The sequence below is a fragment of the Methanophagales archaeon genome, from assembly GCA_021159465.1.
GTDB lineage: Archaea > Halobacteriota > Syntropharchaeia > Alkanophagales > Methanospirareceae > G60ANME1.
Genome location: JAGGRR010000074.1, coordinates 1 through 11266 on the forward strand (window position 1 = coordinate 1; position 11266 = coordinate 11266).

The window sequence follows — 11266 nt, forward strand, 5'->3', positions numbered from 1 at the left end:
CTAAAAGGAGTCTTCATCAACTTGCATTTCTATTTATCTTTGCACCGGCTTAAGCTTAAGCTTAAACTTAAGCTTAAGTTAATCCTTATCTTTGCACAGCTTGCTTGTGCCTGGCTTGGGCTTGTTATTCCTTCGTAACTTCTGATCCTGGATATTGATATTCAACTCCTGCTCGAGCTCATCTATGAAGAAATCCACAAAATCCGCTTTCATCCCCCCCTCTCCATCCCCTTCCACTAACGCACCATCATCCAGATAGTTCGTTACCACATAGCGCCTGAGTATTTCGGTTGGTAAATGAAGCGTCTTCGCAAGTACTGCATGTGAGAAATCATCCAGTATCAGCTTCAGGTCTCTTCCAGTACTCATGAAGCGTAAAGCCTTCTGCTTCTCCTCCGCCCTCACCCTGTCGCCATACTTGTATATCATTCCAATAAGCCGCTCAACACGATGTTTAGCCAGAATCTTCTTAAATAGCTCTATCTCCTCCTCTATTATACGCTCCACTTTCCCAACCTCAGATAGCCGCTTCTTCATGTTCTCCTCACTTATCTCATACAGACTATCGAGGTCATATAGCTCAATACCCTCTATCTTCCCCACCCGTTCCTCTACATCCTTTGGATTCGCAATATCTATGATATATAGTACATTTCTATTCTTACGATGCTCCATCACCCGTTTCATCATCTCATAGTTCAGGATGTAATGGGGTGCAGAGGTTGTGCAAATCGCAACGTCACAACAGGATAGCCACTTCTCATTCTCATCCAGCCTCGCTGCTCGCCCGCCTACTTCCTCCGCCAGCCGTTTCGCCCGCTCAAACGTGCGATTGGCGATGAACATCGCTTTTAATTTCTTCTCCGAGATCGCTCTCGCTACTAGTGTACCCATCTCACCTGCACCAATCACGAGGATACTCTTACCTTCCAGTCCCCATGTGATGCATTCCGCGAGTTCAACCGCAGCAGACCCGATAGAAACAGACCCTTCGTTTATCCGAGTTTCCTGCCTCGCTCTCTTCGCTACCTTTATCGCTCTGTCGAACGCCAGGTCCAGCAGCTCATCCAGTTTACCTCCTTTCTTACTCTCCAGATAGCACTTCTTTATCTGTCCCAATATCTGGTCTTCACCCACTATCATCGATTCCAGTCCGCAAGCAACCCGCATCAGGTGCTCCAGAGCATCCTTACCTGTGAATATGCCACCCTTCTCCAGCTTCAACTGCTCAACTACCGCTTCTAAAATCTCCGCTGGTCTATCTGCACTAATATACGCCTCCACGCGGTTACATGTATTTATTATTATATAACCTCTGACCTGTGGATTCTGTGCGAATAAATCCGGCTTCAACTGCTGAGCTATCTCTTCCAGTTCCTCTACACTACACTTCTTATGTGAGAACAATAAAGTGCCGAGTTTATGCATATCTATCACCAATAATCCTTAGTATAAGCTCCTCTGCAATTGTCAATGGAGCATCAAGCGCTGCCCAGCAATCAGGATCATGCAGAACCTGGTTCAATATCGCCTGCCGATGCGTCTCATCCTTAATAGTAGCTTTTAATTCCGACCTCAGTTTTGACTGAATCAACAGCATCTTCTCTTCCCGCTCTCCTATAAGTGGTTCTATCTTCTCGCGCATATACCTCGCCATTGCCGGTCCTCGACCTTCTGTGGAGATTGATATCAGGAATCCATGCTTATTTATAACAGAACCCATAAACACATCACCTTCATGCCGGTAATTGATGAGTACATTGAACCTGGCTGCCTCATTCAAGATACGTTCGTTTAGAGGCTCATCATTGGTACAGATAATAACCATGAAAGCGCCATCCAGGTATCTCTCCAGGTCTTCATGCCACAGATCACACTGGAAACACTTTAGTTTACCCTCTGCTGCGAACTCCCTTATTTGGGGTGTGAAGTCACGACTGTAAACCTCAATTGCAACTTCAGCACCTCCTGAAGTCTCCAGAATCTGTCGTATCTTCCTCGCTGCAACCTCACCACCACCAAACACTGCTATCCTCTTACCTGTGATATTGATATATAATGGGAGCATATACCAAGATCCAAGTTCGTGATTCTTAAACTTTTCGCTTTTTTTCATCTATTGTGAAGTCGTATTGTGATAAGCAGGTCAAAAATCCACATGTTTGCTGGTATTCTTATTGTCATAGCAGACATCTCCTAATAACGTTGTCATGCAAAGCCAACTCGGCACGCTGGAGACATCATGACCTTCCTGCTCGGGATATCGCTCATTGCATACGACATAAATAACGAGGAGATAAGTCGCATGGGCAAGTTCGGCAACTTACATGGCAGTGACATTCATCGCACTCCTTCTTCTATTCTTCAGCATCTTATCTTATATGACTACCTGCACCTGTTTGACCAGTATTTCGTACTACTACCCTCTGTAGCAATCATAAAAGCGGTCAGGATACCTATCCATGTGGTCGCAAGAGAAACAGTCAAGTTTCATTGTGTGGAGGATATGAGCTTTGTTATCGGTGGTCCCTGCTCGGGCTTCGAGCTTATACTCCTTGTTCCTCCTCATCGGGATTATGATGGCGTACACGAGGATATAGAATATGTAGAGCGGAGATAATCATTATCGCTATTGCAGTTGCATATATAGCGAATCTTATGCGTGTTGTAACGCGCTACATCGTTGGTTACTATTATGGCGAAGACTTGATGTACATGGTACACGTGCATTTAGAGTGGGTGATATTTGTAATAGTTGTGGCGGTACTACTGCATTTACTGGAGAATATGAGGCTGAAGCGTAAATAGCAATCAAATCAATTCAATTTTATTTATTTTAGCGAGGGTTCTTTCATTTATTCAGTAAAGTAAAATATCTTTATATCTTCTCGCTCGGGGGTGATGAGTGCGAAATGGAAGATACAGAAAAGGAAGAAGTAATAAAGAAGTGTACGGAGATGCTGGAAGAGATGATGAGCGATATTACAGTTCCCCGGAATATAAGGAAGTCACTGGGCGTACTGAAGAATAAGTTATTGAATAGCGGGGAGTCACTGGCAATTAGAGCGGCGGCGGTGATCTCAGAGCTTGAGGAGCTGAACACCAATCCAAACATACCTTCGCATGCCAGAACAGCATTGTGGAGTGTGGTAAGCAACTTAGAAACTGTCTCTGTTGAGGAATGACGAATGGCGGTAACAATAGCGATAGCAGGTAAGCCAAACGCGGGCAAATCCACTTTTTTTAAGGCGGCTACACTCGCTGATGTCGAGATAGCTTCTTATCCTTTCACGACCATCTCGCCCAATGTCGGTATTGCACATGTGCGTGTACCATGCCCCTGTAAAGAGCTACTGCATGATAGTAGCTGTGGAAATTGCATCCGTGGTGTTCGTTTCATTCCCGTTGAGCTCATTGACGTTGCCGGATTGGTAAGAGGAGCACATGAAGGCAGGGGATTGGGTAATGAGTTCCTCGATGAGCTCAGACGCGCAGAGGCGATAATTCACGTTGTGGACGCTTCCGGTGGAACTGATGCGGACGGCAATGTTGTCCAGGTTGGAAGTCATGACCCGATAGAGGATATAAGGGCGTTTAAAGAGGAATTGAATATGTGGGTCTTCATGATACTGAATAGGAGCTGGCGTAAACTGACGAGAAAGGCGGAGCTGGAGGGTACGAAGATAGAGCGGGCGATTGCAGAGCAACTTGCGGGTGTAGGAGTGACAGAGGAGCAGATAAAGGCTGCTATTCTCTCTTCCCGCATTCCGGATGACTTCCGCTCGTGGGATGAAGAGGCACTGAAAAGCCTAAGTGCGGAGATAATAAAGCTGAGTAAAAAGATGGTCATTGCAGCGAACAAAGCTGATCTGGCACAACGAGCGGCGCTGAAGAAGTTGAGAGCTCTGGAGGGAGAAGGGGAGACGGTAATACCATGTTCCGCAGCGGCTGAACTCGCGTTGAGAACCGCAGCTAAACACAAGTTCGTCAGATATCTACCGGGAGACCCAGACTTTGAGATATTGCATACCGCTACCGTTACTGCTGAGCAACGTGCGGGTCTGGAGAAGATAATGAGCTTAATCAATGATTACGGCAGTACAGGTGTCCAGGCGATTATAAATCAGGTGGTATTTCAATTGTTAAACTACATAGTTGCTTATCCAGTAGAGGATGAGCATAAGTTCACCGATTCTTCGGGTCGGATTCTACCAGATGCGTATCTCATGAAGCGTGGTAGCACAGCGAAAGACCTGGCTTATGCGGTACATTCGGACATCGGTGAGGGTTTTCTTTACGCCATTGACGCACGTACGAAGCGAAGACTGGGCGAGAGATACGAATTGGAGGATAATGATGTCATTAAAGTGGTCTATGCACAGAGATAAGCTGAGCCATCATGAGCAGTAATAGTAATAGTGATAGTAGTAATGTTAGTGTGGTAGTGCTGGGCTGTGGATTTGGGGGAGTGGAAGTTGCAAAGGAGTTGCGGAAGAGGTCGAAGTCAAAGTCAGGGTCAAAGAGGAAGAGGATGAGGATTGATATCACTATGATCGACCGGCGAACGAGGTTTGACTATCAGGCTGCGAATCCTGAGATATTGAGTGGGAAGGTAACACCAGAGGATATATCAGCGGATTTGTACAGTTTCGCTAATCGAATAGATGCCGGGTTCATAAATGCTGAGGTCATGGATATAAACTTCAGTGAGAAGGAGGTGAAGACTCGCACTGGCACTATACCCTATGACTATCTCGTGATCGCAGTTGGTGGTGAGCAGGCTTTCTTTGGTATTCCCGGAGCTGAGGAGCGGTCATATTGTATCAATACCCTGGAAGGTGCAGTAAAGACGAAGGAAGCACTTGATGAGCTCAAGCCGGGCAATAGCAATAGCAATAGCAATATCGCAGTCATTGGTGCAGGTTTAACCGGTGTGGAGGTTGCCGGTGAACTTGTAGAGTGGAGTAGCGAAGCGCAGGTGTACCTTGTTGAGAGGATGCCACGGATATTACCTGCTTTTCCTACCCCTAATATCGCATCATTTGTAACTAGGCGATTGATGGATAGAGGTGTGGAGATACTGACCGGGCTGGCGGTTGAGGAGGTGAACGATAATGAGATAGTGTTGAGCGGGCAGCACGGACACAGACACAGACTGCCGTATGATATCCTTATCTGGACCGCGGGTTTAAAACCAGGCAGGCTTCTGGAGCAGCTCAACCTGCCAAAGGTCAGGGGCTGGTTAAGAGTAGACCCCTATTTAAGGGTAGATGGTATGAGCGATGTATTTGCAGTTGGTGACAATGCCTATTTTGAGTATGATGGTATCTGTTCAGGTCAGAATGTAGAAGAGGCAGAGCGAGAAGGTAAAATAGCAGCGGTGAATATAATAAGAACGGTAAGGGGTGATAAATTGAAGAGATATAAACCGAAGAATACGATACAGAATCCAAGAGCGATAATATCCCTCGGGGGTGATACCGCAGTGATATACGTGGGTGGTAGGGTATTCTCAATCTTCGGTTATAGATTAAAGAAGATCATCGAGCATCGTTATATGAGGAGGTTCAGGGCTTAGCCTTAGCTTAGCTCCTGTTGAAGCTGGTGGATATGTAAAGATAAGATAAAGGATAAAGGATAAGAGATGAAAGAGAGTGAAGGAAATTTTATTATAAACATTGCGCATGTAATATGTAGTAGTGTAAGTGTAGTGAAGAAGTGAAGTGAAGGAGATGAAAGTAAGAGAGATAATGACCCGCCCGATCATCACAGAAGATGAGAATACGGTGGTCAGGAAGATAGCGGAAGATATGGAAGAACTTGGTATAGGAAGCGTGGTGATAACCGCGGAGGGCAAACCGGTGGGGATAATTACAGAACGCGACATTGCACTAAAAGTACTGTTGAAGGATAAGCGTGCAAGTGAAGTAAAGGCTAAGGAGATTATGTCGTCGCCCCTGATTACCATTGACGTGGAAGCCACAGAGGAGGAAGCATGTAAGCTTGCTTCGAGGAAGCGAATAAAGAGGCTGCCAGTGGTTGATGAAGGCGTAGTGGTAGGGATACTGAGTATTCGAGATATGCTAACACGGAAACCAGAGTACGTAAAGGAATTTTACTTCTGAACAGCTAAGCTATTATAAACTGCGAAAATCTGCTATCTGCTGATTTTAACGCGGATAGGATAGAGTAGTGAGTTATAGTTATCACCCCTCTTACTTTTTACCCTTACTCTTTACGCTCACTTTCACCTTCTTCTTGAGTACCGGCACTAATCGCTTTATCTCTATCTCCGCACTTTCCGCCACTTTATACTCGTTTATTGGCATATCTGGCAAATTACCGTTCACTTCATAGATGTAAAAGCCCTTCTCCCCGTCTATTGATACAACAAACTCTTTATCACCCATTTTCTTTATTTTAACGCCTGCAACCGCCTTTAATACCTCCAGAATACTGGCGCCTTCGCTTACTTCTATCTCATGGTGTTCACCAAAAGTATCCAGCGCCTGATATAATCGCTCACGCTTCACAGTCAACACATGCGTCTTCCCGTACTTCTTGCTCTCTATCAGTCCCGCTTCCTCCAGAATCCGCGTATGCTTTGCTGCTACTGGTACTGAGATACCCAGCGCCTTTGCCAGGCCCGATATGTGGTAGCTATCGTTCATCAGTAGCTTCAGCATCTCTATCCTTGTTCTACTGCTCAGCGCCTTGAATAGCATCATGCAACATCATCATAAATATGGGTAATAGGATAAATAAGAAACCATTTCTATAACAGATATTACTTAGATGGCTAAATCCTATATTTATCTATCATTCATCTGAAGAGGTCTTCCTCTTTGCTGAATAGAACTTCTTTTATACCCGATTCACTTTCACCTCGTTTCGATACCAGCCCTAGCTCATGCACTCCACGCGCTATTACTATGGGAATACCTTCTATGAATTCACCCATGACGAGATTTGCAGCGGCACATATCTCATCTGCTACTGCTTCCTTTGTTATCCGCGCAACCTTCCCGAATCTATCAAGCTCGCCTCGCCGGTCCAGCAACGCCGGAAGTCCGGATACGCCTATGCATATCCCGGTCACACCGTCACGGAAAGCCCTGCCAAAGGAATCGGATACAAGAACAGCGACCTTCTTACCACTCCTCTCCTCTATCGCTCGCCTGAGCTGAGTAGCACTTGCCTGAGGGTCTTCAGGGAGCAGAACCGCCTTATCTTCTTCCACATTCGATTCATCAATGCCCGCATTTGCACATATAAACCCATGCCTCGTCTCCACTATTATCATGTTCCTCGCCACTCTCACAAGTTCTCTCGCCTCATCCAGTATAAGCTGAACGATTCGCGGGTCTTTTTCGGTATCTCTGGCAATCCTCATAGCTTCTTCACTCACTTGCAGTTCAGAAAGTGAGACAACCCGCCCTTCGCTCTTCGAGATTATCTTCGATGTGAATACAATAGCATCACCATCCTCTATCTCCATTCCCATCTCATCGAGTGCATCCATGAATAACGTCACCAGGTCATCTCCTTCTCTTATCTCCGGCAACCCTTCTATGCCTATTACTTCCAGCCGACGTGCCATCTCCATCTTACTGTGTCTGTGTTGGTGTTGTGTTAGCGTTAACACCTGAATAAAGACAAAGTAACAAAGCAATTTATAATTATAATATAAATAAGAGTAAATAAGAACTGAATAAAATAAAGCAAGGAAAGAGGAAAAGATGAAGAAAGAACTGATGGATATACTCGCCTGCCCGGTATGCAAAGGTGATCTGGAACTGGATATAGAGGATGAGGATGAGAATGGCGAAGTAGTGAGAGGATTTTTATACTGCCGCAATTGTGATGAGCGATACCCCATCGAAGATAGCATCCCAAATCTGTTACCTCCTGACCTGCGCAAATGAACGGAACACACCGCTATCTATGATATGATACAGCAGCGGATATATCTCAGCCGTAGAGCTGAAAATTCGATAGAGTTTGAACATGAAGTACTCCAGATTCCACTGAATGTTGGTGAGGAGACAAGCTTTGAGATTCGCATCATCAATTATGGCGAACCTTCGCATCTCCATTTCTCACTCGGAGAGGAGATAGCGGATAGAGTGATGCTCCTCCAGGACAAGGTGTATGTGATAGATGAGGAGAAAATAGCGGCGATTGTGCGACTACCGAAGAGCTATGCAGGTACAGATGTAGAATCAGGGCTTGGCGAGATCTCTGTGAGTACAGGCTACGGTGCGGTGAGGGAGAGCTTTATGATTGAGATTGTCCCTGAGCAGGACAACAAAAAGAAGAAAGAACGGGTAGAGAAGCACGTGGTAAATCAGGAAGTAAAGGCAAAGGTAAAGGTAAAGGAGCCGAAGCGAGAACTAAAAGTGGTAACACCACAGAAAGAGAAACTCATCCACCATCTGCTGGTAACCCTGGTCTCAACAGCCCTGTTCTTATTCTCCTTCTTTATTGTTAACCTCTCTTTCCACCCCTTTATCTTCGCTATCATCGCATCTGCTCTATTCCTCCTCATTGTCGTCTATAACCTATAAGGGGTAATAGATAATATGAGAATAGCAACAACTGCGCTAATGCTAATAATACTAATAATTGCCTCATCTGTTCATACTGAACCCATACATACTGAACCCATAACGGTGATCATCGTTTCACCTGTTGAGGGTACCGTTCGTTCTGGTGAGACCCTCAACGTTAAGATAATCGTTATACCACATGAGCCGATAAAGGGTATAAAGCTTGAGCTACACTTTGACCCTTCACTCTTTTACCCCGACTCCAAGGTAATAGGAGAAGGAGAGTTATTCCCGGAATCGAAAGCCTCCTTCGCATCTATAATAGAGCACGATAAAGTTACCATAACCGGTTTCTTCAATGACGACCAGCGAGTCACATCTCGTGGCGTATTTGCTTACGTCACCCTGATTGCAAACTCTACCAACTTCGGGACCTCCGTACTGAGATTATCAGATGTAGAAGTGACAGGGGATGGTGAGGAATTGCCGTTCATCACTGTTGATGGTAGGATAAGAGTCATACCAACTTCTTTCGTCACCACTCTCAGTAGTTGTAGTTATCCAAGTATACCCGGTGTTCATGAGGGTACAATCACGCCTTCTGTAACGATAAACAACATATCCAGACTTTTTACATACCCATGCCCGGGCACATGTGGACATTCGGAAGAAATAACCCTGTGGAACGACACATGGAACATAACCGCCAGAAGGGATAAAAGCGAAAGCGATTGGCACGTCATTGAGTTCCCCCATTCCTTCTCTCTAATCGCAAATCACACTTACCACTACTCTATACGCACCGGCTCCTATCCCCTTATAATCCATCGCCATACATTCACTAACCGTTATGGAACCATAAATTGTACCTCGTTCCGGGATGTCAATGGTAACGTGTATGACGACTGGATACCAGCAATCAAACTGGAGGGTTGAATTATAGCTCTATTAATCTTAGCCTTAGCCTTACAGTGTTACTCTTAATCTACGCCCTTCCTCTTCCTCACCATACACCTCGCCATTCTCTTTATATGTCTTCAATAAGAAATGCGTCACTGTGTTACGAACCTGTTCAAGCGGCGCTATCTTCTCCGCAACGAAATATGCAACTTCTCGCATCGTCTTTCCCGCCACCAGCACCGAGAGGTCATACTCGCCCGAGACCAGCCGCACTGACTTCACTTCTGGGAACTTCGATATCCGTTCTGCAATGTTGTCATAACCGGTGCTCCGCTCTGGTATGACTTTTATATCTATCAATGCCTGTACTGCCTCTATACCAGCTTTTTCATAGTCTATTATCGCCTTGTACTTCCTTATTATTCCCTTAGTCTCCAGCTCCTCAATGATGCTCTTCACTTCCGATTCTTTCAAACCCGCCAGAGTCGCTATCTCCTTATCACTCAGCCTTGCATTCTCTTCCAGTATCTTCAATATCTCACTATGCTTATCTTCTATCTTCATCTCCTTATTATAATACTCCATAATATACGCTATACATAATTAGATAGATATAGACGCAGGTGTTATAGGTATAAAGTTAGGGTAGATATGAAGAAGCAACTGGAGATTCTGCTGGAGCGGTTAGAGGATGTGGAGAATCCATCGGTGGCTGAGGAGCAATATAGCACCCCACCTGCATTAGCTGCGGAATTGCTCATACTCGCTTTCCTGCACGGGGATATAGCAAATCGTACTGTTTATGATCTCGGGTCAGGGAATGGGATACTGGCAATAGGTGCGAAACTACTGGGTGCAAAAGAGGTGGTAGGTATAGAACGTGACAGGAATGCGATAAAGGTAGCGATAGAGAACAGCCAGAAGCTGGGTGTTGAGGTCAAATTCAGGCGATGTGATGTACGAACGTTGCATGCAAGAGGTGACACAGTGGTGATGAATCCCCCCTTCGGCGCTCAGCGCAAGAACAGGCACGCAGATAGAGCATTCCTGAGGAAGGCTTTTGAAATCGCATCGGTTGTATATACCATACACAATGCAGGTAGTGAACCATTCTTAAGAACTTTTGTACATCCCACTTCTATCTTACGGTTCCCCACCTCTTTTAGCATGAGAAGGAGATTCTGGTTCCATAAGCGCGATAAGAAACAGATAGCTGTGGATTTGTACAGAATGAACCTATAAAAATATCTCCGTTTTGAAATCACTAGTAATAGATTATAAAAAGAAGGGAATAATTTTGCCCATTCTCTATCCTTGTGCTTGAATTTTTTCACAGTTCTATCACATTTTCTTTTTTGATGCGAACAGATACAATAAGAAATATTGGCCTTCTCGAAGACTTTTCCGTCGGGGATTTTCCACGTCCGTAGATTTCCACTGGGTCTGTCACTTTCAACGTAACACCATCGTGCTCCTTCGGGTCTAAACCAATAAATTTTATCCTGATATGAGTGCCCTGTGCAACCTTGCTCACGGTTTTGGTCCCTTTTTGCAGTTTTAACTTCAAGTCTACGGAACTGACAGTGATATTAGTTACATTGCAGCCATAACTCGGGTCATCACAGCGCACTTCATATTTGCCAGTTTTCAATGTGTTATTCAAGTAGCCCATCAGAACCCGTAGGAGGTGGGTCATAATCTTCAACCCCCCGCTTACCCCGTACAAAATCACCTTTCCAGAAGGACCGCCAGTTCTATTGTAGAACTGTATCACCTGCTCCTTTAAAATGGTTGAATCATTTCCATCCAGCCATCCA

The 11266-nt window shown here is 45.1% G+C and carries 16 protein-coding genes; 10 read left to right on the top strand and 6 right to left on the bottom strand.

What is annotated here, in order from left to right; genetic code table 11:
• Positions 1–78: 78 nt before the first annotated feature.
• Together J7J01_03925 and J7J01_03930 are read right to left on the bottom strand one after the other, a co-directional pair.
• Complete coding sequence (locus J7J01_03925) at positions 79–1440, bottom strand: glutamyl-tRNA reductase (protein ID MCD6210030.1); 1362 nt, start codon at positions 1438–1440, stop codon at positions 79–81.
• Positions 1421–2068, bottom strand: a complete 648-nt coding sequence (locus J7J01_03930; GenBank protein ID MCD6210031.1) for a bifunctional precorrin-2 dehydrogenase/sirohydrochlorin ferrochelatase — start codon at positions 2066–2068, stop codon at positions 1421–1423. The genes J7J01_03925 and J7J01_03930 overlap by 20 nt, the downstream gene beginning before the upstream one ends.
• Positions 2069–2242: 174 nt before the next feature.
• Here J7J01_03930 and J7J01_03935 point away from each other — a divergent pair, with 174 nt between their 5' ends.
• The 6 genes from J7J01_03935 to J7J01_03960 all read left to right on the top strand — a co-directional run bounded on the left by J7J01_03935 (position 2243) and on the right by J7J01_03960 (position 6125).
• Positions 2243–2620, top strand: a complete 378-nt coding sequence (locus J7J01_03935; GenBank protein MCD6210032.1) for a hypothetical protein — start codon at positions 2243–2245, stop codon at positions 2618–2620.
• Positions 2621–2658: 38 nt separating this feature from the next.
• Positions 2659–2808, top strand: coding sequence for a hypothetical protein (locus J7J01_03940; GenBank protein ID MCD6210033.1), 150 nt, complete (start codon positions 2659–2661; stop codon positions 2806–2808).
• A gap of 104 nt (positions 2809–2912) precedes the next feature.
• Complete coding sequence (locus J7J01_03945) at positions 2913–3185, top strand: UPF0147 family protein (GenBank protein MCD6210034.1); 273 nt, start codon at positions 2913–2915, stop codon at positions 3183–3185.
• 3 nt (positions 3186–3188) lie between these two features.
• Entirely contained in the window at positions 3189–4388 is a 1200-nt protein-coding gene (locus J7J01_03950; protein MCD6210035.1) for a redox-regulated ATPase YchF, read from the top strand.
• 11 nt (positions 4389–4399) lie between these two features.
• Complete coding sequence (locus tag J7J01_03955; GenBank protein MCD6210036.1) at positions 4400–5578, top strand: FAD-dependent oxidoreductase; 1179 nt, start codon at positions 4400–4402, stop codon at positions 5576–5578.
• A 154-nt stretch (positions 5579–5732) separates the two neighbouring features.
• On the top strand, positions 5733–6125 hold the full coding sequence (locus J7J01_03960) for a CBS domain-containing protein (protein MCD6210037.1): 393 nt from the start codon (positions 5733–5735) through the stop codon (positions 6123–6125).
• 90 nt (positions 6126–6215) lie between these two features.
• On the opposite strand, the gene J7J01_03965 is transcribed toward J7J01_03960, so the two are convergent.
• Positions 6216–6728: an ArsR family transcriptional regulator gene (locus J7J01_03965; GenBank protein ID MCD6210038.1), complete on the bottom strand. Its 513-nt coding sequence runs from the start codon at positions 6726–6728 to the stop codon at positions 6216–6218.
• A gap of 95 nt (positions 6729–6823) precedes the next feature.
• Positions 6824–7600 (bottom strand): coenzyme F420-0:L-glutamate ligase, encoded by a 777-nt coding sequence (locus J7J01_03970; GenBank protein MCD6210039.1) that lies wholly within the window; start codon positions 7598–7600, stop codon positions 6824–6826.
• A 139-nt stretch (positions 7601–7739) separates the two neighbouring features.
• Here J7J01_03970 and J7J01_03975 point away from each other — a divergent pair, with 139 nt between their 5' ends.
• The 3 genes from J7J01_03975 to J7J01_03985 are packed head-to-tail and all read left to right on the top strand — an operon-like array spanning position 7740 to position 9485.
• Entirely contained in the window at positions 7740–7925 is a 186-nt protein-coding gene (locus tag J7J01_03975) for a methytransferase partner Trm112 (protein ID MCD6210040.1), read from the top strand.
• Positions 7926–7949: 24 nt separating this feature from the next.
• Entirely contained in the window at positions 7950–8567 is a 618-nt protein-coding gene (locus J7J01_03980; protein ID MCD6210041.1) for a hypothetical protein, read from the top strand.
• Positions 8568–8582: 15 nt separating this feature from the next.
• Positions 8583–9485, top strand: a complete 903-nt coding sequence (locus J7J01_03985) for a hypothetical protein (GenBank protein ID MCD6210042.1) — start codon at positions 8583–8585, stop codon at positions 9483–9485.
• Positions 9486–9515: 30 nt separating this feature from the next.
• Here J7J01_03985 and J7J01_03990 read toward each other — a convergent pair whose 3' ends face one another.
• Entirely contained in the window at positions 9516–10013 is a 498-nt protein-coding gene (locus tag J7J01_03990; GenBank protein MCD6210043.1) for an Lrp/AsnC family transcriptional regulator, read from the bottom strand.
• Between the two features lie 87 nt (positions 10014–10100).
• Here J7J01_03990 and J7J01_03995 point away from each other — a divergent pair, with 87 nt between their 5' ends.
• Positions 10101–10691, top strand: a complete 591-nt coding sequence (locus tag J7J01_03995; protein ID MCD6210044.1) for a methyltransferase — start codon at positions 10101–10103, stop codon at positions 10689–10691.
• Between the two features lie 88 nt (positions 10692–10779).
• Here J7J01_03995 and J7J01_04000 read toward each other — a convergent pair.
• Positions 10780–11266 (bottom strand): hypothetical protein (locus J7J01_04000; GenBank protein MCD6210045.1); only part of this gene is annotated, 487 nt, incomplete at its 5' end.